Source organism: Enterobacter sp. 241F3 (assembly GCF_034106785.1).
In the GTDB taxonomy this organism is placed as follows: Bacteria; Pseudomonadota; Gammaproteobacteria; order Enterobacterales; family Enterobacteriaceae; genus Enterobacter; species Enterobacter vonholyi.
This window is the reverse complement of record NZ_JAWNDD010000010.1, coordinates 1-21955: the sequence shown is the minus strand read 5'-3', so window position 1 is coordinate 21955 and position 21955 is coordinate 1. Positions and strand designations below refer to the sequence as shown.

Below are 21955 nucleotides of genomic sequence, written 5' to 3'. Positions count from 1 at the left end.
ACCCTGGCCCTCTCCCCGCACAGTGGGAGAGGGCTCCAGTCAGGACAGATTAAACCAAACGGTTTTTCGCATCCGCTATCGCCTGCGCCACCTGCTTAGGCGACACGCCGCCTTTCGCGGCACGCTTATCCAGGCAAGACTGCAGCGCAAGAATCGGATACACATCATCCCCGATAACCGCGCTGAACTTCTGCAGGTCGGCCAGCGCCAGATCTTCCAGCGGTTTACCCTGACGAATAGCTTCCACTACCGCTTCACCCACAATATGGTGCGCTTCACGGAAAGGTACGCCTTTCGCCACCAGATAATCCGCCAGCTCGGTAGAGTTCGCATAGCCCTGCTGCGCCGCTTCCTGGCAGCGCGGACGTTTCACCTGAATGCCGTCCAGCACCAGCGCGCCCATATGCAGACAGTCCAGCCAGGTGTCGAGCGCGTCGAACAGTCCTTCTTTGTCTTCCTGCATGTCTTTGTTATACGCCAGAGGCAGCCCTTTCAGGGTCATCATCATGCCGGTCAGCGCGCCCTGCACGCGGCCACATTTACCGCGAATTAGCTCCAGCGCGTCCGGGTTTTTCTTCTGCGGCATCAGGGATGAGCCTGAGGTCACGCGGTCGGACAGCTCGACGAAGCCCGCTTCGCCAGAGTTAAAGAAGATCAGGTCCTCGGCAAAGCGCGACAGGTGCACCATCCCGATCGAGGCATTGGAGAGCAGCTCCAGCACGTGGTCGCGGTCAGACACGCTGTCCAGGCTGTTACGGGTGGCGGAGGCAAAGCCCAGCCAGCCTGCCAGCTGTTCACGGTCGATTTCGTAAGCGGTTCCGGCCAGCGCGCCGCTGCCCAGCGGGCTGACGTCCAGACGTTTTAGGGTGTCCTGCAGACGGCTTTCATCACGCGCCAGCATCTCGACGTAGGCCAGACACCAGTGCGCAAAGGTCACCGGCTGCGCGCGCTGCAGGTGGGTATATCCCGGCATCACCGCGTCCTGGTTGTTCTGCGCGGTCTCCACAAGTGCGCTCTGCAGCTGACGATTAGCCGCCAGCAGTTCGCCAACGGTATCTTTACACCATAGCTTCAGATCGGTGGCGACCTGGTCGTTACGGCTGCGTCCGGTGTGCAGCTTTTTGCCCAGTTGGCCGACCTTGTCGATAAGTTTGCCTTCCACCCAGCTGTGAATATCTTCAGCATCGCTTTCGAGGATCTGCTGCGGGTTAAGACGCACCTCTTCCAGCAGATTATTCAGCGCTTCTTCCAGCTGTAATTGTTCGTCTGCGGTCAGTACGCCCACCGTCACCAGCGCTTTGGACCAGGCCACAGAGCCGACAATATCCTGTTCGGCCAGGCGGTAGTCGAAGCGCAAAGAGTCGTTGAACTGTTTGAACCGCTGATCCGCTGCCTGTGTAAAACGCCCACCCCAAAGTGCCATAACATGCTTCCTTAATATCTTTGAATTTCATTGCCCGGTGGCGCTGCGCTTACCGGGCCTACAAAACGTTAAATCGATTACGCCAGAATACGCGTGCCAATCGGCGTGCCGTTAAATAGCGCAGGCAGTTGTTCCGCGTGACGCCATGAGGCGATATCCACCGGGCGGCCCAGCGTGCGCGCGGCATCCAGCGCGGCGTTCACTTTGACGATCATGCCGTCGGTGATGATGCCCTGCGCAATCAGCTGCTCGGCTTTCTCTGCCGTCATTTCTGCGATGCGCTGGCCTTTTCCGTCCAGAATGCCGCTCACGTCGGAGAGAAGGATCAGATCCGCGCCCAGCGTTGCCGCGAGCGCGGTTGCTGCCTGGTCAGCGTTGACGTTCATCAGCTCGCCCTCTTCGGTCACGCCGATTGAGCTCACCACCGGCAGGAAACCCCCTTCCAGCAGCGTATTAATCAGCTTAGGCGAACCAGGCTGCGCCAGTCCAACGTGGCCGAGCTCTTCGTCGAGCTGGGTCACTTTTACGCTGTCGCCATCGCCCAGATAGAGGCCAACGGACGCGATGTGGTGTTTCTTCGCCCACGCCAGCAGCGTTTTGTTCGCCGTACCCGCCAGCGCGCCGGTAATGATGTCAATCTGGTCAGCAGGCGTTACGCGCAGCCCGTTTTTCTTTTTCACCGGCAGGTTGAGCCCTTTCATCAGCTCATCCACCACGCAGCCGCCGCCGTGTACAATCACCAGCGGGCGTTGATGTGACTCGCGATAGTTCACCAGCGCGGTAAACAGACGCTCCAGCGCTTCTTCGCTATCCAGCAGTACACCACCGAGTTTGATAATTAATGGGTTCATCATCACACCTTAAATAAGAGCCTGCGTTTCCGGGAAACCGAAACGAATATTTGCACACTGCATTGCCTGTGCGGCAGCGCCTTTCAGTAAGTTATCTTCTGCGGCCACCACGATGAGATGCTCACCCTGAACGGCAAAGCCGATATCGCAGAACGGCAGACCGACCACGTTTTTCAGCGCCGGCACGCCTTTGTCGTACAGGCGCACCAGCGGTTTGTCCGCATACGCCTGCGTGAAGGCCTCGTTCACCTGCTCTTTGGTCACGCCCGGTTTCAGGCGGCAGGTGATGGTTTCGAGGATCCCACGCGGGAAGCTGCCCAGGTGCGGGGTGAAAATGACGTCCGCGCCCAGATGCGTCGTGATTTCAGGGTGATGACGGTGATTAAACACGCCATACGGCTGAAGGCTCACTTCGCAGAAGCTGTTGGAGATCGCCGCCTTGCGGCCTGCACCGCTCACGCCGCTGGTGGCGTTGATCACTGGCCACTGGCTCAGATCCAGCAGGCCTGCGTCGATCAGCGGCTTCAGGGAAAGCTGCGCCGCAGTCGGGTAGCAGCCCGGAACGGCAATCAGGTCAGCTTCTTTCAGTTTGTCAGCGCTCCACTCCGCCAGGCCGTACACCGCTTTTTCCAGCAGATCCGGATGCTGATGGGTGAAACCGTAATATTTTTCGTAGAACGCGCCGTCGTTAACGCGGAACGCGCCGGAGAGGTCGAAGACCACGCAGCCAGCCGCCAGAAACTGCGGCGCCAGGTCGTGGCTGACCTCGTGCGCGGTGGCTAAAAACACCACGTCGACGCCGTCGGTAAACTCGCTGATGTCAGACATGGGCTGCAGCGGCAGATCGACCTGGCCCTTAAGCTGCGGATGCAAATCGGAAATTAACTTTCCTGCATCATTGCTTTGCGCTGACACGGTCAAAGCGGTTATGGTCATATGTGGATGGCGATTCACGTAGCTTACAAGCTCTGCGCCCGCATAACCGCTAGCGCCTACAATCAGCGTATTCAACATCGGGTTCCTTTATGCTCAACGTTAATGTATTTTTATTCACATTTATTGCATGAATATTGATACTATCACGACCTAAGGTGTGTCAACAATGAAAATGAACTTACCGCCATTTATCGAGATCTACCGCGCCCTGATTGCCACACCGTCCATCAGCGCAACGGAAGAAGCGCTGGATCAGAGCAATGAGTCTTTAATCAATCTGCTGGCGGGTTGGTTTAGCGATCTTGGTTTTAACGTTGAGGTTCAGCCCGTTCCCGGAACCCGCCACAAATTTAACCTGCTCGCCAGCACCGGAACCGGTGCGGGCGGCCTGCTGCTGGCCGGTCATACCGACACCGTGCCGTTTGACGATGGCCGCTGGACGCGCGATCCGTTCACCCTGACCGAGCACGACAACAAGCTCTACGGTTTGGGCACCGCCGACATGAAAGGCTTCTTCGCCTTTATCCTCGACGCGCTGCGTGACGTGGACGTGACGAAGCTGAAAAAACCGCTCTACATTCTGGCGACCGCTGATGAAGAAACCAGCATGGCTGGCGCGCGCTACTTCTCTGAAAACACGTCGATTCGCCCGGATTGCGCGATCATCGGCGAGCCGACGTCGTTGCAACCGATTCGCGCGCACAAAGGCCATATCTCTACGGCCGTGCGCGTGCTCGGCCAGTCCGGCCACTCCAGCGACCCGGCGCGCGGCGTGAACGCCATTGAGCTGATGCATGACGCCATCGGGCGCATCATGGCCCTGCGCGACGCTCTGAAAGAGCGCTATCACTATGACGCGTTCACCGTGCCGTATCCGACCCTGAACCTCGGCAGCCTGCACGGCGGCGATGCCTCGAACCGTATATGCGCCTGCTGCGAACTGCATATGGACATCCGCCCGCTGCCGGGTATGACCCTCAGCGATCTCGACGGCCTGCTGAATGAGGCGCTGGCCCCGGTGAGCGAGCGCTGGCCGGGCCGCCTGACTGTCTCCGAACTGCATCCGCCGATCCCGGGTTACGAATGCCCGCCGGACCATCAGCTGGTTGAGGTGGTGGAAAAGCTGCTCGGTGAGAAAACCGACGTGGTGAACTACTGCACCGAAGCGCCGTTTATTCAGACGCTTTGCCCTACGCTGGTCCTTGGCCCCGGCTCCATCAACCAGGCGCACCAGCCGGATGAATATCTGGAAACCCGCTTCATCAAGCCAACCCGCGAACTGATTACTCAGGTTGTGCATCACTTCTGCTGGCATTAAAACCGCACCGTACACCCCATAGGGAGAAGACTGCCTGGTGCGGTCTTTTCCCCTTTACCCAAAGGGCAGTAAGGTCCTGGGCAGGGGATGTCTCACTCCCCGTCATGAACTTTCTTCATCTTGTCTGAGCAAACCTCACCGTTATTGTTGATTATTTATGTTGACGTCCCTCTGCTTTTCCGTCATTTTTACATCTGGACGTCTAAACGTATAGAAGTTCACAAGACAACAGACAACGAAATGTGATTGATAGAGGTAAGGTATGAGCTTTTTTCACGCCAACCAGCGGGAAGCACTGAATCAGAGCCTGGCCGAAGTAAACGGTCAGATTAACGTCTCTTTTGAATTTTTCCCGCCGCGCACCAGTGAAATGGAGCAAACCCTGTGGAGCTCTATCGATCGTCTCAGCAGCCTGAAGCCGAAGTTCGTTTCCGTGACTTACGGCGCTAACTCCGGCGAGCGCGATCGTACGCACAGCATTATCAAAGGCATCAAAGATCGTACCGGTCTGGAAGCGGCGCCGCACCTCACCTGTATCGACGCGACCCGCGACGAGTTACGGGCTATCGCCCAGGATTACTGGAATAACGGCATCCGTCATATTGTCGCACTGCGCGGTGATCTGCCGCCGGGCAGCGGTAAGCCGGACATGTATGCCGCCGATCTGGTCGCGCTGCTGAAAGACGTGGCTGATTTTGATATCTCCGTTGCCGCTTATCCTGAGGTGCATCCGGAAGCGAAAAGCGCCCAGGCCGATCTGCTTAACCTCAAGCGTAAAGTGGACGCCGGCGCGAATCGCGCCATTACCCAGTTCTTCTTCGATGTCGAAAGCTATCTGCGCTTCCGTGACCGCTGCGTCTCCGCGGGCATCGACGTTGAAATTATCCCAGGTATTCTGCCGGTCTCTAACTTCAAGCAGGCGAAAAAATTCGCTGATATGACCAATGTCCGCATTCCGCTGTGGATGTCCAAAATGTACGAAGGGCTGGACGATGACCCGGAAACCCGCAAGCTGGTGGGGGCTAATATCGCGATGGACATGGTGAAAATTTTAAGCCGTGAAGGAGTGAAAGATTTCCACTTCTACACGCTAAACCGTGCGGAAATGAGCTACGCCATCTGCCACACTCTGGGCGTTCGCCCCGCGTAAAACACCAAAAGCCCTCTTAAATTGAGGGCTTTTTAATAGGGCAAAAAGTTAAAAGGTATCAGCTATCGAATCTGTGGATTAATTCAACTATAACTTATTGCTAGTGGTGTATATCGTAACGGTAACACTGTAAAAGGGAGCATAGCGATGAGCACGTCAGACGAGACCAATAAAGCGGCATCAGTCGGCAAATGCCCGTTCCACCAGGGCGGCGTCGATCACAGCGCGGGCGCAGGTACAGGCAGCCGCGACTGGTGGCCAAAACAACTCCGCATCGATCTTCTTAACCAACATTCCAATCGTTCGAACCCGCTGGGTGAAGACTTCGACTACCGCAAAGAATTCAGCAAACTTGATTACTCCGCCCTTAAAGGCGACCTCAAAGCACTCTTAACCGACTCTCAACCGTGGTGGCCTGCCGACTGGGGCAGCTATGCGGGCCTGTTTATCCGTATGGCCTGGCACGGCGCGGGTACCTATCGCTCCGTTGACGGACGCGGTGGGGCTGGACGCGGTCAACAGCGCTTTGCGCCGCTGAACTCCTGGCCGGATAACGTAAGCCTGGATAAGGCGCGCCGTCTGCTGTGGCCCATCAAGAAAAAATACGGTCAAAAAATTTCCTGGGCTGACCTGTTTATCCTCGCGGGTAACGTGGCGCTGGAAAACTCAGGTTTCCGCACCTTTGGTTTTGGTGCCGGACGTGAAGACGTCTGGGAACCGGATCTGGACGTGAACTGGGGTGATGAGAAAGCCTGGCTGACCCACCGTGACCCGGAAGCGCTGGCGAAGCGTCCGCTGGCTGCCACCGAAATGGGCCTGATCTACGTCAATCCGGAAGGGCCAAACGCCAGCGGCGAACCGCTGTCAGCGGCGGCAGCGATTCGCGCCACCTTTGGCAACATGGGTATGAACGACGAAGAGACCGTGGCGCTGATTGCAGGCGGCCATACCCTCGGCAAAACCCACGGCGCGGGTGAAGCCACCCACGTGGGTACTGACCCGGAAGCCTCTCCGATTGAAGCGCAGGGCCTCGGCTGGGCGAGCACGCACGGTACGGGCGTGGGCGCTGATGCCATTACCTCCGGTCTGGAAGTCATCTGGTCACAAACTCCGACCCAGTGGAGCAACTACTTCTTCGAGAACCTGTTTAAATTCGAATGGGTGCAGACCCGCAGCCCGGCGGGAGCGATTCAGTTTGAAGCCGTGGATGCGCCGGAAATCATGCCTGACCCGTTCGACCCGTCCAAAAAACGTAAGCCAACGATGCTGGTTACCGACCTGACGCTGCGTTTTGACCCGGAATTCGAAAAGATTTCCCGCCGTTTCCTGAACGACCCGCAGGCCTTTAACGAAGCCTTCGCGCGCGCGTGGTTCAAACTGACCCACCGCGATATGGGACCAAAATCGCGTTACCTCGGCCCGGAAGTGCCGAAAGAAGATCTGATCTGGCAGGACCCGCTGCCGGAGGCGGTATTCAATCCGACCAAAGAGGACATTGAAAGTCTGAAGGCGGAAATTGCGGCCTCTGGCCTCTCCGTGAGCGAGCTGGTTTCTGTGGCCTGGGCGTCGGCATCGACCTTCCGCGGTGGCGATAAGCGTGGCGGCGCCAACGGTGCGCGTCTGGCGCTTGCTCCTCAGCGTGACTGGGACGTGAACGCCGCAGCGGTTCGTGCGCTGCCGGCTCTGGAGGCTATCCAGCGCACCACCAACAAAGCCTCTCTGGCCGATATTATCGTGCTGGCGGGCGTGGTAGGCGTTGAGCAGGCCGCAAAAGCGGCAGGCGTTTACGTCAACGTTCCGTTTACGCCGGGCCGCGTGGATGCGCGCCAGGATCAGACGGATATCGAGATGTTTAACCTGCTCGAACCGGTTGCTGATGGCTTCCGCAACTACCGTGCGCAGGTGGATGTGTCCACGACGGAATCCCTGCTGATTGATAAAGCCCAACAGCTGACGCTGACCGCACCGGAGCTGACGGTGCTGATCGGCGGTCTGCGCGTGCTGGGTGCCAACTTTGATGGCAGTAAGAACGGCGTGTTCACCAACCGCGAAGGCGTGCTGAGCAATGATTTCTTCGTGAACCTGCTGGACATGAATACCCAGTGGAAGGCGACCGACGAATCAAATGAGCTGTTTGCCGGAAGCGATCGCGCCAGCGGTGAAGTGAAATATACCGCCACCCGCGCCGATCTGGTCTTCGGTTCAAACGCCGTGCTGCGCGCGCTGGCCGAGGTTTATGCCAGTGATGATGCACACGAGAAGTTTGTCCGCGACTTCGTTGCAGCATGGGCGAGGGTAATGGATCTGGACCGGTTTGACGTGAAGTAACCCTTGTGCCGGGTGGCGGCTACGCCTTACCCGGCCTACGGGCAAAAAAATCCCCGCCGATGCGGGGATTTTTATTCATGCCAGTTACTCCCACTCCTGCAGGAACCGCTGCCCATACTGGTCAGCCACCAGCAGCGCCGCGTAAACCTGATCCGGCGACACGCCGCCAGGCATATTGTGGATGGTTTCTCCTTCCGCACAGGACGCCTCTGCGATCAGCCGCATTTTGGCCGGAATATCTTGTTTAATATTTAGCTGTGCCAGCGTAATCGGCAGCCCAACGCTGTGGCAAAGCGCCGCGACGGTCTCTATTTCTTCTACCGGCGCGTTTTCCAGCACCAGCTGCGTCAGCGTACCAAACGCCACTTTTTCGCCGTGATAGAAGTGGTGCGCGTCCGGTACCGCCGTCATACCGTTATGAACAGCGTGTGCCGCCGCCAGTCCGCCGCTTTCAAATCCTACGCCGCTAAGATAGGTGTTGGCTTCGATAATGCGTTCCAGCGCCGGTGTTACTACATGCTGTTCCGCTGCAAGCATGGCCTTTTCACCCTCTTCAATCAGCGTGTTGTAGCACAGCTCGGCCAGCGCGAGTGCAGCTTGCGTACATTTGCCGCCCGCCATGGTGGTCGCACCGCTGCGCGAGCAGGCGCGTGCTTCAAACCAGGTCGCCAGCGCATCGCCAATCCCGGCGGCCAGCAGACGTGCCGGCGCACCTGCTACCACTTTGGTATCCACAATGACCATGTTCGGGTTGTGCGGCAGCATCAGGTAGCGATCGAACTCGCCGCTGTCGGTGTAGATAACGGAAAGGGCGCTGCACGGCGCATCGGTGGAGGCAATGGTTGGGGCAATAGCGACGGGAACGTCCATAAAATGGGCCAGCGCTTTGGCTGTATCCAGCGTTTTACCGCCGCCAATGCCCAGCACCGCCATACAGTCGGCGCTGTCGGCCAGTTTTTTCAGTCTATCGATTTCATTTTGTGAACATTCGCCACCAAACGGCGCGATTTCGGCATGCAGTTCGGCTTTTTTAAAACTCTGACGCAGGGTTTCTTCGGCAAAACCCAGCACAAATTTATCGCCAACAACCAGCCAGCGATTGGCCAGGGGTTTCAGATAGTCGCCGAGACGGGTGAGCACATCAGCGCCCTGGATATATTTTCCCGGCGATTGAATGATACGGTCCATAACAGTTCTCCCTTAGAGGTTGAGGTTACCAAACGCGTTTTTCCAGTCCTGCTCGAACTTCTCTATGGCTGACTCTACCGCTGGCGTGCCGAGCATTTGTTGCGCTACGTCTAAGGGAAGCGTGATTGCCTCGCATCCCGCCAACAGGCAGTCCAGCGCCTGACGCGGCGTTTTGAAGCTGGCGGCCAGCACTTTGCTTTCCGGCGCGTGCAGTTCCAGTAGGGATTGCAGCTCCTGGACCATGCGAATGCCATCACCGCCCTGAGCGTCAACGCGGTTTACGTACGGCGCGACATACTTCGCGCCTGCCAGTGCGGCAAGCAAGCCCTGCGCCGCGCTGTAAACGGCGGTTCCCAGCGTGGTTATCCCCTCTTTTTTCAATGCTTTAATCGCGATGAGCCCCTGAGCCGTCACCGGGATTTTCACCACAATTTCCGGGATGGCGTTACTTAAACGTTTGGCTTCCTCCACCATGCCTTCTGCATCGCGGCTCATGGTTTGAGCAAACAGCGTGCCTTCTGGCCCGATGGCTTTTTGCAGGCGCGGCAGCACGTCCCAAATGGATTCACGGCTGGCGGCAATGATGCTCGGATTGGTGGTGACGCCCGCTATGGGAAAAATGCGCGCCAGGCGTTCAACTTCCGCCACGTTGGCGGTATCCAGGTACAGTTCCATTATTTTTCCTTAAGTCAGAAAGGTTGAATAAAGGATAAGGCGTGGGCAGGCAGAGCGGATACAGGCCAATTTTGCTAAATACTGGACAAATGTAATGTCCTTAACGAAGTGCGAGAGCGATCACAGTGCTATTTTTTGGCGATCAGCTGACTGTGGTACTGACGTCGATATTCGGAAGGGGAACGTTCGGTGTGCTTGCGAAAGAGACGGCAAAAGTAGTTGCTGTCCGTAAATCCGCAGCGTGGGGCGATATCTTTAATTTTGAGATCGTAGCCTTTCAGCAGCTGGCGCGCATGTTCCAGGCGCGTTTTTGTTAAATACTCATTGAATCCGACGCTGCCGACTTTCTGGAATAGATGGGAAAGGTAGTTTGGTGTGATGTAGAACGCCTGTGCCACGGATTCGCGAGTTAACAAAGAGGCATAATTTTCTTCGATATAGCTCCGAACGGCTTCGAATAGTGCCCGGCTACGGCTGTCGGTATGAATTTCGCTGCCAAGCAGATCCCGGCAGTGGCTGAGCAAGCTTAAAACCACCAGCCTTGCTGTGTCCTGCTCCTCAGGCTGCATCTGTAATTCGGTAAGCGTTTGAAGAAGAAAAGCCCCCGTTCGCGGGCCGCGTCGGGCAACCTGGAGCTGCTGTAAAAGCGTATTGTCATGCTGTAACTCGATAGTCAGCAGCTGCTTACCGAAATGTATGCTCAGGGCGTGAGGCGTGATTTGTCCAAAAAAAGAAAACATAGCCTCGCAGGGGGTATCAAGGGTAATGCCGAGGCAGGGAGAGGTCCGGGGGTGCTGTTCAGCCAGCGCTGAGAAATGAATCTGACCCAGCGGTAACGTGCGGTTCACCAGGTCAGTCAAAATTTGGGTGATATCGGAATGCATAAGGAGACTACCGAATTTTGCCGGGTGGCGCCGACGCTTACCCGGCCTACTTATCGTAGGCCCGTGCAAGCGCAGCGCCGCCGGGCGTAAAGCATTAGCCGGTGTTACGCATACCCGCCGCAACGCCCGCAATCGTCACCATCAGCGCCTGTTCAACACGTGGATCCGGCTCTTTCCCTTCTTCTTCCGCCAGACGCGAACGGTGCAGCAGCTCTGCCTGCAGGACGTTCAGCGGGTCGGTGTAGATGTTACGTAGTTGAATAGACTCGGCAATCCACGGCAGGTCCGCCATCAGGTGTGAGTCGTTGGCGATGTCCAGAACCACTTTGATGTCGCCTTCCAGCAGTTCGCGCAGCTCTTTGCCCAGCGCCCACAGCTCAGGTTTCACCAGACGCTGATCGTAGTATTCCGCCAGCCACAGGTCAGCTTTCGAGAAGACCATCTCCAGCATGCCCAGACGGGTAGAGAAGAATGGCCAGTCGCGACACATGGTCTCCAGCTCGCTCTGTTTACCGTCTTCCACCACTTTTTGCAGCGCGGCACCAGCACCCAGCCAGGCGGGCAGCATCAAACGGTTTTGCGTCCAGGCGAAGATCCACGGGATCGCGCGCAGAGACTCTACGCCACCGGTCGGGCGACGCTTCGCAGGACGTGAGCCCAGCGGCAGTTTACCCAGCTCCTGTTCAGGCGTGGCCGAGCGGAAGTAAGGAACGAAATCTTTGTTTTCACGCACGTAGCCGCGGTACAGATCGCAGGAGATATCAGACAGCTCGTCCATGATATGGCACCAGGATGCTTTCGGCTCCGGCGGCGGCAGCAGGTTTGCTTCCAGGATAGCGCTGGTATAAAGCGACAGGCTGCTGATGGTCACTTCCGGCAGACCGTATTTGAAGCGGATCATCTCGCCCTGCTCGGTGACGCGCAGGCCGCCTTTCAGGCTTCCCGGCGGCTGTGACAGAAGGGCTGCGTGTGCAGGCGCGCCGCCACGGCCAATCGAGCCACCGCGTCCGTGGAACAGGGTCAGCTCAATACCGGCTTTCTCGCAGGTTTTGATCAGGGCATCCTGCGCCTGATACTGCGCCCAGGATGCCGCCATCACGCCCGCATCTTTCGCGGAGTCGGAATAGCCGATCATCACCATCTGTTTGCCCTGGATAAAGCCGCGGTACCAGTCGATATTCAGCAGCTGGGTCATGACGTCGTTGGCGTTATTCAGGTCGTCGAGGGTCTCAAACAGCGGGGCGACCGGCAGGGCGTAGTCGATTCCCGCTTCTTTCAGCAGAAGGTGAACGCCCAGCACGTCGGAAGGGGTCTTCGCCATAGAGATCACATAGGCGGCCACCGATCCTTTCGGTGCGTCCACGATCGCTTTACAGGTGTTGAGCACCTCGCGGGTTTCGTTGCTTGGCTCCCAGTTGCGCGGCAGCAGAGGGCGCTTCGAGTTCAGCTCGCGGATCAGGAAGGCCTGTTTGTCGGCTTCGGACCAGCTTTCATAGTCGCCGATGCCGAGGTAGCGGGTCAGCTCGCCCAGCGCTTCGGTATGGCGGGTACTTTCCTGACGTACGTCGATACGCACCAGCGGCACGCCGAAACACTTCACGCGGCGCAGGGTGTCGAGCAGTTCGCCGTTAGCGATGATGCCCATCCCGCAGGCCTGGAGTGATTTATAACAGGCGTACAGCGGCTCCCAGAGCTGTTCGTTCTGGCTGAGCAGGCCTTCTGGTTTTGGCAGGCGCTGACCTTTCAGACGCGCTTCCAGCCACGCCTGAGTGGCCATCAGCTGACCGCGCAGTTTTTTCATCAGGAAACGGTACGGTTCGCTGGCACCCTCTTCACCTGCCAGCGCGCGTAGTTCCGGCGTCGCTTCAACCATCGACAGCTCGGAGATCAGCACCTGAATGTCTTTCAGGAACAGGTCGGTCGCTTTCCAGCGGCTCAGCAGCAGGACGTGACGGGTAATTTCCGCGGTCACGTTCGGGTTGCCGTCGCGGTCGCCGCCCATCCAGGAGGTGAAGCGGACCGGAACGAAATCGACCGGCAGGCGGTAGCCAAGGTTCTCTTCCAGCTGTTCGTTCAGCTCGCGCAGGTAGTTCGGCACCCCTTCCCACAGGCTGTTTTCTACTACCGCAAAGCCCCATTTAGCTTCGTCCACCGGGCTTGGGCGATGCTTACGAATTTCATCGGTGTGCCAGGACTGGGCAATCAGCTGGCGCAGACGGCGCATCAGCTGGTTGCGTTCGTAGTCGGCAATGTCTTTGTTATCCAACTGCTTCAGACAGTTGTTCACTTCCACCATTTTGTGGATCAGGGTGCGACGGGTAATTTCAGTGGGGTGTGCGGTCAGCACCAGCTCCAGCGAAAGTGACTCCACCGCTTTTTTGATGGTGGCTTCGTTGAGGTCTGGCTGGTCTTTCAGTTTACGAAGGGTGCGGGCAATGACTTCCGGGTTGCTTGCCGCTTCGCCATTTGGCGAAATGCTGTGGTATTGCTCAGCGGTGTTAGCCAGGTTCAGGAACTGGCTGAATGCGCGCGCAACGGGCAGCAGCTCATCGTTTGAGAGGTTCTGCAAGGTGGTGAGCAGCTCCTGACGACTGGCCTCGTTACCGGCACGGGAAGATTTAGACAGCTTGCGGATGGTTTCAACGCGGTCGAGGATGTTCTCCCCCAACGCGTCTTTGATGGTATCTCCAAGCACTTTGCCGAGCATACTGACATTACTACGCAACGCGGAATATTGTTCGTTCATAAAAACCCAGTCACCCCATCATTTTTGTTTATGCCCAGGCGAAAATTTTCTGGACATTATTTTGTCATCTCCCTTTATAAAGCCACGTAAAACCCCCGTCGTCAATTGCTGCGAAAACGGTTCAGCAAACGAATAAATGAGGGCAATTTACGAAATTTAATTCGCATTGCGCCTGATAAGAGATGCTTATGAAAATCTTCAGGGGAAAGGGATTAATCACTAAAAATGGCAACTGCGATTGCCATTTTGCTTTTATCTCCGGTTTTTTACGCAAAAAAAAAGCGGACCACGGGGTCCGCAAAAGTTCACGTTGGCTTTAGTTGTTCGAGTTTTGAGAGAAACTCGTTGACGGTGCGGGGACGTCAAGGGTCAAACACGTGCCGCCTCGTCTATGTGGTGTATTATTCAACAGAATGCTTGATAGGGATAATCGTTCGTTGCTATGCTATCTATCGCCATGAACTATCGTGGCGACTGAGGATGAATAATGAATATTCGTGATCTTGAATACCTGGTAGCGTTAGCCGAGCATCGTCACTTTCGCCGCGCGGCAGATTCCTGCCACGTCAGCCAGCCCACGCTGAGCGGCCAGATCCGCAAGCTTGAAGACGAGCTGGGCGTGATGCTGCTGGAGCGCACCAGTCGTAAGGTTCTGTTCACACAGGCAGGTCTTCTGCTGGTGGATCAGGCGCGCACCGTGCTGCGCGAGGTCAAAGTGCTCAAGGAAATGGCAAGCCAGCAGGGGGAGGCCATGTCCGGCCCGCTGCATATTGGCCTGATCCCAACCGTTGGCCCGTACCTGTTGCCGCACATCATTCCGATGCTGCACCAGACGTTCCCGAAACTCGAAATGTACCTGCACGAAGCGCAAACCCATCAGCTGCTGGCGCAGCTGGACAGCGGCAAGCTCGACTGCGCCATTCTGGCACTGGTAAAAGAGAGTGAAGCCTTTATTGAAGTGCCGCTGTTCGATGAGCCGATGATGCTGGCGATCTATGAAGATCACCCGTGGGCGAACCGCGATCGCGTGCCGATGGCCGATCTGGCCGGAGAAAAGCTGCTGATGCTGGAAGATGGCCACTGCCTGCGTGACCAGGCTATGGGCTTCTGCTTCGAAGCGGGTGCCGATGAAGATACCCATTTCCGGGCAACCAGTCTGGAAACGCTGCGTAATATGGTGGCGGCGGGAAGCGGTATTACGCTTCTGCCTGCGCTGGCGGTGCCGCGCGAGCGTAAACGTGATGGCGTGGTCTATCTGCCGTGCATTAAGCCGGAACCGCGTCGTACGATTGGCCTGGTTTATCGTCCGGGTTCACCGCTGCGCAGCCGCTATGAGCAGCTGGCAGAGGCCATCCGTGGTTCGATGGATGGCCATTTCGACAGCGCGTTAAAACAGGCGGTTTAAACCGTTCAGCGCGGCTACCCGATAGGCTTCCGCCATGGTCGGGTAGTTAAAGGTGGTGTTGACGAAGTACTCAATGGTGTTACCACCGCCTTTCTGCTCCATGATTGCCTGGCCGATATGAATGATTTCCGCGGCGCGTTCACCGAAGCAGTGAATCCCGAGGATCTCTTTCGTCTCGCGATGGAACAGAATTTTCAGCGTTCCCACGCTCATCCCCACGATTTGCGCCCGCGCCAGATGTTTAAACTGCGCACGACCCACCTCGTAAGGCACCTTCATTGACGTTAGCTGCTGCTCGGTTTTCCCGACTGAACTGATTTCCGGGATGGTATAGATGCCCGTCGGAATATCTTCAATCAGGTGCGCCGTTGCTTCACCCTTCACCAGCGCCTGAGCGGCAATTCGGCCCTGATCGTAGGCAGCAGAGGCCAGGCTCGGGTAGCCAATCACGTCACCAACCGCGTAGACGTGCGGCAGGGCGGTCTGATACATGCTGTTGACCTTGAGCTGACCACGGCTGTCGGTCTCAAGCCCGATATTTTCCAGCTGCAGGGAATCGGTGTTGCCGGTACGGCCGTTGGCGTACAGCAGGCAGTCTGCTTTCAGCTTCTTGCCGGACTTCAGGTGCATGATCACCCCGTCGTCACAGCCTTCAATTTTCTCGTACTCTTCGTTGTGACGAATCACCACGCCGCTGTTCCAGAAGTGGTAGGAGAGGGAGTCAGACATCTCCTGATCGAGGAAAGCCAGCAGGCGGTCGCGGGTGTTGATCAGGTCAACTTTGACGTCCATCCCGCGGAAGATCGACGCATATTCGCAACCAATGACCCCTGCGCCATAAATAATGACGTGGCGGGGTTCATGGTGCAGGCTCAGAATCGAATCGCTGTCGTAGACGCGTGGGTGCGAGAAATCGACGTCGGCGGGATGGTACGGGCGTGAACCGCAGGCAATCACAAATTTTTCAGCCGTGATGGTTTCAACCGAACCGTCGTGGCATTCGAGTGCCAGGGTGTGTTCATCCACAAAATGCGCGTTGCCCTGCAAAATTTCACAGTGGTTACGCTCATAAAATCCCTGACGCATGCGTGTCTGCTGGTTAATAACGGTATCCGCGTGATTCAGGATGTCAGCAAAAGAGGAACGAAGAAGTCGGGAGTGGTCGCTGTAAAGAGGGTTCTGGTTAAATTCGATAATGCGGCTAACGGCGTGGCGGAGGGCTTTCGAAGGGATGGTGCCCCAGTGGGTGCAACCGCCGCCGACATTATGGTAGCGCTCGATGACCGCTACTCTGGCTCCCTGTTTCACCAGACCCATAGCAGCACCTTCGCCGCCGGGGCCGGAACCAATAACTATTGCGTCGTAATCGTAGGAATGTGGCATGGTAAGGCTTACCTGTTCTTATACATAAAAGCAACAGAATCATAACATCATTGCCGGAGTAACCCAATTATCGTTGTGCTTTTTTCCGGCAGTGGAGCACAAACCGCACGTAAACAATCATTCACAAAGCCAGACAAACAGATTAATTTTATTCTCTGGTATAGTGCCATCAGGCCTTTGGAAGGATTCAACTATCGTGATGGGCGTAAGAGCACAACAAAAAGAGAAAACCCGGCGTTCGCTGGTGGAAGCCGCATTCAGTCAACTGAGTGCTGAGCGGAGTTTTGCCAGTTTGAGCCTGCGCGAAGTCGCACGCGAGGCCGGGATTGCGCCAACGTCCTTCTATCGTCATTTCCGTGATGTGGATGAACTGGGCCTGACTATGGTCGACGAGAGCGGTCTGATGCTGCGCCAGCTGATGCGCCAGGCGCGTCAGCGTATCGCCAAAGGGGGCAGCGTGATCCGCACCTCCGTATCGACCTTTATGGAATTTATCGGCAATAACCCCAACGCGTTTCGTCTGCTTCTGCGCGAGCGTTCGGGCACATCGGCGGCGTTTCGTGCCGCCGTCGCGCGTGAAATTCAGCATTTCATCGCGGAACTTGCCGACTATCTTGAACTCGAAAACCATATGCCGCGTGCCTTTACTGAAGCACAGGCTGAGGCGATGGTGACGATTGTTTTCAGCGCGGGTGCCGAAGCGCTGGACGTCAGCATTGAACAACGCAAGCAGCTCGAAGAGCGACTGGTATTGCAGCTCAGGATGATCTCCAAAGGCGCGTACTACTGGTATCGCCGTGAACAAGAGAAACTGGCACATCAAACCGAAGAGTGAAGGTGAGTAATGAAACAGTCAGGTCAGGATAAAGGGACGCTGTTGCTGGCATTGATCGCTGGCTTATCCATTAATGGTACGTTTGCCGCTATTTTTAGCTCAATCGTTCCATTTTCGATTTTCCCGCTTATAGCGCTGGTGCTGACGGTTTACTGCCTGCATCAACGTTACCTGAACCGCACCATGCCGGTGGGGTTACCGGGGCTGGCCGCTGCCTGCTTTATTCTGGGCGTATTGCTGTATAGCACCGTGGTGCGCGCGGAGTATCCGGATATCGGCTCTAACTTCTTTCCTGCGGTACTGTCTGTGGCGCTGGTGTTCTGGATTGGCTCGCGCATGCGTAGCCGCAAGAGCCAGTTACCGGAGTAGAGAATTTTGTAGGGCAGGTAAGCGAAGCGCCACCTGCCAAAATGCCGGATATTTACTTAGCCGTCAGAAGTACGCCGCACTCCATATGGTGCGTATACGGGAACTGATCGAACAGTGCCAGACGTTCAACCTTGTGCGTCTGGCCTAACGTTTCCAGGTTCTTGCACAAGGTCTCCGGATTACAGGAGATGTACAAAATACGCGGGTACGCCTGCACCATCTTCTCGGTTTCGCTGTCCAGGCCACTGCGCGGCGGGTCTACAAAAATCGTCTCACACTGGTAGCTCTTCAGATCGATCCCTTCCAGGCGGTTAAACTGGCGTACGCCGTTCATCGCCTGCGTGAATTCTTCCGCGGCCATACGAATGATCTGCACGTTGTCGATATGGTTAGCGGCAATATTGTACTGCGCGGCGGCTACCGACGGCTTGGCGATTTCCGTTGCGAGGACGCGGTCGAAATTACGCGCCAGCGCCAGCGAGAAATTGCCGTTACCGCAGTAGAGCTCAAGCAGATCGCCCGTTGACCCTTCCGTCGCCTTCAGCGCCCACTCCAGCATCTGCACGTTCATCGCGGCATTCGGCTGGGTGAAGCTGTTTTCCACCTGACGATAGACCATCTCTTTACCCGCCACAGGCAGGCGCTCGTCGACGTAGTCCTGATCCAGCATGATTTTGGTTTTTGTCGCCCGGCCAATCAGGTGAACGTTGATGTTCTGCGCCCGTAGCGCATCGCGCAGCGCTTCTGCCTGCTCGCGCCACTCGTCGTTCAGCGCTTTGTGATATAGCAGAGAGACAATCGCCTGATTGCTTTGCGTGGTCAGGTAGTCAATCTGGAACAGCTTGTTACGCAGCATCGGATTGTTGCGCACGCCGTCCATTATCAGCGTCATCAGCTGGTTGATAAGCTCACTCGCTGCCGGGAAGCTGTCCACGCGGATACGGGACTTCGTCTGCTGATCGAAAATGATGTGGTACAGGTCGTCACCGTCGTGCCAGATGCGGAATTCGGCACGCATGCGGTAGTGGCTGACAGGAGAGCGGAACACCTCGGGAACGGGCGCGTTGAAAGGCGTCATCATACTTTGCAGGCGGACAACTTTTTCTGCCAGCTGCGCGTCGTACTGTTCTGTCGGGAGGTGTTCTGGGGTCATGATGCGTCCTGAGTGATAAAGAATTACGCGGCGATTGTAGGCATTGTTCAGGGGATGTCCAGATTTAATGGCCAATAGCTGTCTGGACATCCATACGTGTCTAATTGTAGCATTCTGTTTCCGGTCTCCTGAGAGTGAAAAGGGAATCCAGTGTAAATCTGGAGCTGACGCGCAGCGGTAAAGACTGGCGGGATGAGCGTTGTAGACACTGTGAAAATGGGAAGTCTTCATCCTTATATAGCCACCTAGCCCGAAGACCTGCCGGGATCACGTCGCATTTGGTTTCATCATCGCGTGCTATCGATGAGGCCTGCGGCATCCTTCTTATATTGTGGATGCTTTAACAATGATTAAAAAAGTATCGCTGTTGACGGCGTTGTCCGTCACGGCATTTTCGGGCTGGGCGCAGGATAGCGCAGACTCGTTGGTGGTGACGGCAAATCGTTTTGAACAACCGGCAAAAACTGTTCTGGCACCGACGTCCGTGGTGACGCGCGAAGATATTGAACGCTGGCAGGCCAGAAGCGTGGTGGAAATCATGTCACGTCTGCCTGGCGTGGATATCGCGCAAAGCGGTGGAATGGGCTCGAACTCTTCGACTTTTATTCGCGGAACGGAATCTCGCCATGTGCTGGTGCTGATTGACGGTATTCCTTTGAATAACGCCGGGATCAGCAACGTTCCCGATCTGAGCCAAATCCCGACCTCGCTGATTCAGCGTATTGAGTACATCCGTGGTCCGCGTTCGGCCCTGTATGGCTCCGATGCGATTGGCGGCGTGATCAACATCATCACCGGACGTGACAAGCCGGGTGCGGAAATCTCAGCGGGCGTCGGCTCTAAGGGTTATCAGACCTATGACGGCGCTTTCCAGCAGGTGCTGGATAAAACCAAAATCACCATGGCGGGTAACTACACCTATACCCGTGGTTTTGATATTGATGCCAAAGATGCTCCGCGCCAGCCGGACCGCGATGGCTTTATGAGTAAATCGCTGTACGGCTCCGTGGAACAGCAGATTACCGACAGCGTGAGCGGCTTCTTCCGTGGCTTTGGTTATGACAACCGCACCGCGTACGACGGTTACGATCACTACGACGACAACTTTATGGTGGATGGACGACCTGATACTCGCCAGCTCTATAGCCAGAACTGGGATACCGGTCTGCGTTACAACCAGGGGATTTTCCAGTCACAGCTGGTCGCGGGTTACGGTCGCAGTAAAGATCAGAACTATGATCCGAAGAAAGGGCGTTACGCTGATTCCGCCACCATGGATGACGTGAAGCAGTATACCACCCAATGGCTCAACACCGTGGAAGTCGGTCACGGCAACATTGGCGCAGGTCTGGACTGGCAAAAGCAGAAGACGCAGGCCGGAACGGGCTACCTGGATAAAGGGTACGAGCAACGCAATACCGGCGTGTTTGTTTCGGCAATGCAGCAGTTCAGCAGCGTGACGCTGGAAGCGGCGGCGCGTAATGACGACAACTCCAACTTTGGTAACCATGGCACATGGCAAACCAGTGCGGCGTGGGAGTTTGTGGATGGCTATCGCGTGATTGCTTCCTACGGTACCGCATTTAAAGCACCAACCATGAGCCAGATCCACAGCGCCTCTTATGGTAACCCGGACCTCAAACCGGAAGAGAGTAAGCAGTGGGAAGGGGGCTTTGAAGGTCTGACGGGACCGGTCAACTGGCGTATCACCGGCTATCGAAATGACATTGATAATCTTATTAACAGCGATCCGCATACGTATCGTTACTACAACGTTGACGAAGCACGTATTAAAGGTGTGGAAGCGACGGCACAGTTCGATACTGGCCCGGTCGGACATCAGATTTCATATGATTACGTCGACCCGCGTAATGCCAAAACCAACGAAGTACTGGCCCGCCGTTCTAAGCAGCAGGTTAAGTACCAGCTTGACTGGCAGGTATGGGATCTCGACTGGAACCTTGCCTACCGTTATCTGGGCACCCGCTATGATGTCGCGATTGATCCTGACACCTATTCGTCAGAACGCGTGAAAATGGGCGGTGTCAGCCTTTGGGATGTCGCAGTTTCGTATCCTGTCACCTCACATCTCACAGTTCGTGGTAAAATAGCCAACCTGTTCGATAAAGATTACGAGACAGTTTATGGCTACCAAACTGCAGGACGGGAATACACCTTGTCTGGCAGCTACACCTTCTAATCCGCGTCCCACCGTGCTGGTGTTTGATTCCGGCGTCGGTGGGCTTTCGGTCTATGATGAGATTCGGCATCTCCTGCCGGAACTCCATTACATCTACGCCTTCGATAACGTCGCTTTCCCGTATGGGGAAAAGAGCGAAGATTTTATTGTTGAGCGTGTGGTTGAAATCGTCACTGCGGTACAAAAACGCTATCCCCTTGCGCTGGCCGTCATCGCCTGTAATACGGCGAGCACCGTTTCTCTTCCCGCCCTGCGTGAAAAATTCCAGTTCCCGGTTGTGGGCGTTGTCCCTGCAATAAAGCCTGCCGCGCGTCTGACGGCGAACGGCATAGTGGGTTTGCTGGCAACGCGAGGCACGGTAAAGCGTCCTTATACCCGCGAGTTGATCGACCGTTTTGCTAACGAATGTCAGATTGCGATGCTGGGCTCGGCCGAGCTGGTGGAGATGGCCGAAGCGAAGCTGCATGGAAAGGCGGTATCACTCGACGAGCTGCGTCGTATTCTTCGTCCGTGGCTGCGGATGCCCGAACCTCCGGATACCGTTGTGCTGGGCTGTACCCACTTCCCGCTATTACAGGAAGAGTTATTGGAGGTGTTACCGGAGGGGACGCGCCTGGTGGATTCGGGTGCGGCTATCGCTCGTCGTACTGCCTGGCTGCTGGAACACGAAGCGCCGGATGCGAAATCTACCGATGCGAATATCGCGTTTTGTATGGCTATCACGAAAGAGACTGAGCAACTTTTACCCGTTTTACGCCGTTATGGCTTTGAAACGCTCGAAAAACTGGCGCTATAGCACGGTTTTGAGCAAAAAAGAGACGGTTGAAAGTTTTTTTTAAAAGAGGGGTTGTCAACGTCTGAGAACTCCCTATAATGCGCCTCCACTGACACGGAACAACGGCTCACAGGCCGCCGGGTTAGCGGGGTTCAGAGATGAGCGCCAGCAGAGAAAAGCGAAAATAATCACTTGACTCTGAACGAGGAAAACGTAATATACGGGACCTCGCAACGGTGAGCGAAAGCCGCGTTGCACTGCTCTTTAACAATTTATCAGACAATCTGTGTGGGCACTCAAAGTGACATGGATTCTTAATGTCTTCGGACAATAAAT

At 56.1% G+C, this 21955-nt stretch carries 17 protein-coding genes and 1 riboswitch; of the genes, 8 read left to right on the top strand and 9 right to left on the bottom strand.

Annotated features, from left to right (window positions below; translation table 11 throughout):
* Nucleotides 1-49: 49 nt before the first annotated feature.
* The 3 genes from argH to argC form a co-directional block, all read right to left on the bottom strand.
* On the bottom strand, nt 50-1423 hold the full coding sequence (gene argH, locus UR504_RS19535; RefSeq protein WP_039264229.1) for an argininosuccinate lyase: 1374 nt from the start codon (nt 1421-1423) through the stop codon (nt 50-52).
* 77 nt (nt 1424-1500) lie between these two features.
* A complete protein-coding gene (gene argB / locus UR504_RS19530; RefSeq protein ID WP_090420882.1) occupies nt 1501-2277 on the bottom strand; it encodes an acetylglutamate kinase in 777 nt (258 codons plus the stop codon).
* A 6-nt stretch (nt 2278-2283) separates the two neighbouring features.
* Nucleotides 2284-3288: an N-acetyl-gamma-glutamyl-phosphate reductase gene (argC, locus tag UR504_RS19525; protein ID WP_111963965.1), complete on the bottom strand. Its 1005-nt coding sequence runs from the start codon at nt 3286-3288 to the stop codon at nt 2284-2286.
* 88 nt (nt 3289-3376) lie between these two features.
* Here argC and argE point away from each other — a divergent pair, with 88 nt between their 5' ends.
* The 3 genes from argE (at nt 3377) to katG (ending at nt 8006) form a co-directional block, all read left to right on the top strand.
* Entirely contained in the window at nt 3377-4528 is a 1152-nt protein-coding gene (argE, locus tag UR504_RS19520) for an acetylornithine deacetylase (protein WP_302238122.1), read from the top strand.
* Between the two features lie 262 nt (nt 4529-4790).
* Nucleotides 4791-5678 (top strand): methylenetetrahydrofolate reductase, encoded by an 888-nt coding sequence (gene metF, locus UR504_RS19515; RefSeq protein ID WP_023309676.1) that lies wholly within the window; start codon nt 4791-4793, stop codon nt 5676-5678.
* A 147-nt stretch (nt 5679-5825) separates the two neighbouring features.
* Nucleotides 5826-8006 (top strand): catalase/peroxidase HPI, encoded by a 2181-nt coding sequence (gene katG / locus UR504_RS19510; RefSeq protein ID WP_223580761.1) that lies wholly within the window; start codon nt 5826-5828, stop codon nt 8004-8006.
* Nucleotides 8007-8090: 84 nt separating this feature from the next.
* On the opposite strand, the gene gldA is transcribed toward katG, so the two are convergent.
* The 4 genes from gldA to ppc all read right to left on the bottom strand — a co-directional run bounded on the left by gldA (nt 8091) and on the right by ppc (nt 13499).
* On the bottom strand, nt 8091-9194 hold the full coding sequence (gldA, locus tag UR504_RS19505) for a bifunctional L-1,2-propanediol dehydrogenase/glycerol dehydrogenase (protein WP_320740047.1): 1104 nt from the start codon (nt 9192-9194) through the stop codon (nt 8091-8093).
* Between the two features lie 12 nt (nt 9195-9206).
* Nucleotides 9207-9869 carry a fructose-6-phosphate aldolase gene (gene fsa, locus UR504_RS19500; protein WP_320740045.1) on the bottom strand — a complete coding sequence of 221 codons (663 nt, stop codon included), beginning with the start codon at nt 9867-9869 and terminating at the stop codon, nt 9207-9209.
* A gap of 128 nt (nt 9870-9997) precedes the next feature.
* Nucleotides 9998-10753 carry a helix-turn-helix transcriptional regulator gene (locus UR504_RS19495; protein WP_115876993.1) on the bottom strand — a complete coding sequence of 252 codons (756 nt, stop codon included), beginning with the start codon at nt 10751-10753 and terminating at the stop codon, nt 9998-10000.
* A 94-nt stretch (nt 10754-10847) separates the two neighbouring features.
* Nucleotides 10848-13499: a phosphoenolpyruvate carboxylase gene (gene ppc / locus UR504_RS19490; protein ID WP_047653049.1), complete on the bottom strand. Its 2652-nt coding sequence runs from the start codon at nt 13497-13499 to the stop codon at nt 10848-10850.
* Between the two features lie 487 nt (nt 13500-13986).
* Between ppc and oxyR the strand changes: the two genes are divergently transcribed.
* Nucleotides 13987-14904, top strand: a complete 918-nt coding sequence (gene oxyR, locus UR504_RS19485; protein WP_023309664.1) for a DNA-binding transcriptional regulator OxyR — start codon at nt 13987-13989, stop codon at nt 14902-14904.
* Here oxyR and sthA read toward each other — a convergent pair.
* On the bottom strand, nt 14887-16287 hold the full coding sequence (gene sthA, locus UR504_RS19480; protein ID WP_008501785.1) for a Si-specific NAD(P)(+) transhydrogenase: 1401 nt from the start codon (nt 16285-16287) through the stop codon (nt 14887-14889). The two genes, oxyR and sthA, sit on opposite strands and share 18 nt — an antisense overlap.
* Before the next feature lie 196 nt (nt 16288-16483).
* On the opposite strand from sthA, the gene fabR reads away from it, so the two are divergent.
* Both fabR and UR504_RS19470 read left to right on the top strand, forming a co-directional pair.
* The gene (gene fabR / locus UR504_RS19475) at nt 16484-17122 is read left to right on the top strand and encodes an HTH-type transcriptional repressor FabR (RefSeq protein ID WP_008501784.1); all 639 of its coding nucleotides are present in this window, start codon (nt 16484-16486) and stop codon (nt 17120-17122) included.
* A gap of 9 nt (nt 17123-17131) precedes the next feature.
* Nucleotides 17132-17491: a YijD family membrane protein gene (locus tag UR504_RS19470; protein ID WP_008501783.1), complete on the top strand. Its 360-nt coding sequence runs from the start codon at nt 17132-17134 to the stop codon at nt 17489-17491.
* A gap of 52 nt (nt 17492-17543) precedes the next feature.
* Here the strand turns inward: UR504_RS19470 and trmA are convergent, their stop codons facing one another.
* A complete protein-coding gene (gene trmA / locus UR504_RS19465) occupies nt 17544-18644 on the bottom strand; it encodes a tRNA (uridine(54)-C5)-methyltransferase TrmA (protein ID WP_111963978.1) in 1101 nt (366 codons plus the stop codon).
* A 104-nt stretch (nt 18645-18748) separates the two neighbouring features.
* Nucleotides 18749-18925, top strand: a riboswitch (cobalamin riboswitch).
* A 65-nt stretch (nt 18926-18990) separates the two neighbouring features.
* On the opposite strand from trmA, the gene btuB reads away from it, so the two are divergent.
* Together btuB and murI are read left to right on the top strand one after the other, a co-directional pair.
* Nucleotides 18991-20844 carry a TonB-dependent vitamin B12 receptor BtuB gene (btuB, locus tag UR504_RS19460; RefSeq protein ID WP_111963979.1) on the top strand — a complete coding sequence of 618 codons (1854 nt, stop codon included), beginning with the start codon at nt 18991-18993 and terminating at the stop codon, nt 20842-20844.
* Nucleotides 20789-21640 carry a glutamate racemase gene (gene murI, locus UR504_RS19455; protein ID WP_302238137.1) on the top strand — a complete coding sequence of 284 codons (852 nt, stop codon included), beginning with the start codon at nt 20789-20791 and terminating at the stop codon, nt 21638-21640. The genes btuB and murI overlap by 56 nt, the downstream gene beginning before the upstream one ends.
* Nucleotides 21641-21955: the final 315 nt, after the last annotated feature.

Coding starts and splice junctions, on each gene's coding strand:
- argH (WP_039264229.1), bottom strand. CDS start 1,423: ATGGCACTTTGGGGTGGGCGTTTTACACAGGCAGCGGATCAGCGGTTC.
- argB (WP_090420882.1), bottom strand. CDS start 2,277: ATGATGAACCCATTAATTATCAAACTCGGTGGTGTACTGCTGGATAGC.
- argC (WP_111963965.1), bottom strand. CDS start 3,288: ATGTTGAATACGCTGATTGTAGGCGCTAGCGGTTATGCGGGCGCAGAG.
- argE (WP_302238122.1), top strand. CDS start 3,377: ATGAAAATGAACTTACCGCCATTTATCGAGATCTACCGCGCCCTGATT.
- metF (WP_023309676.1), top strand. CDS start 4,791: ATGAGCTTTTTTCACGCCAACCAGCGGGAAGCACTGAATCAGAGCCTG.
- katG (WP_223580761.1), top strand. CDS start 5,826: ATGAGCACGTCAGACGAGACCAATAAAGCGGCATCAGTCGGCAAATGC.
- gldA (WP_320740047.1), bottom strand. CDS start 9,194: ATGGACCGTATCATTCAATCGCCGGGAAAATATATCCAGGGCGCTGAT.
- fsa (WP_320740045.1), bottom strand. CDS start 9,869: ATGGAACTGTACCTGGATACCGCCAACGTGGCGGAAGTTGAACGCCTG.
- UR504_RS19495 (WP_115876993.1), bottom strand. CDS start 10,753: ATGCATTCCGATATCACCCAAATTTTGACTGACCTGGTGAACCGCACG.
- ppc (WP_047653049.1), bottom strand. CDS start 13,499: ATGAACGAACAATATTCCGCGTTGCGTAGTAATGTCAGTATGCTCGGC.
- oxyR (WP_023309664.1), top strand. CDS start 13,987: ATGAATATTCGTGATCTTGAATACCTGGTAGCGTTAGCCGAGCATCGT.
- sthA (WP_008501785.1), bottom strand. CDS start 16,287: ATGCCACATTCCTACGATTACGACGCAATAGTTATTGGTTCCGGCCCC.
- UR504_RS19470 (WP_008501783.1), top strand. CDS start 17,132: ATGAAACAGTCAGGTCAGGATAAAGGGACGCTGTTGCTGGCATTGATC.
- trmA (WP_111963978.1), bottom strand. CDS start 18,644: ATGACCCCAGAACACCTCCCGACAGAACAGTACGACGCGCAGCTGGCA.
- btuB (WP_111963979.1), top strand. CDS start 18,991: ATGATTAAAAAAGTATCGCTGTTGACGGCGTTGTCCGTCACGGCATTT.
- murI (WP_302238137.1), top strand. CDS start 20,789: ATGGCTACCAAACTGCAGGACGGGAATACACCTTGTCTGGCAGCTACA.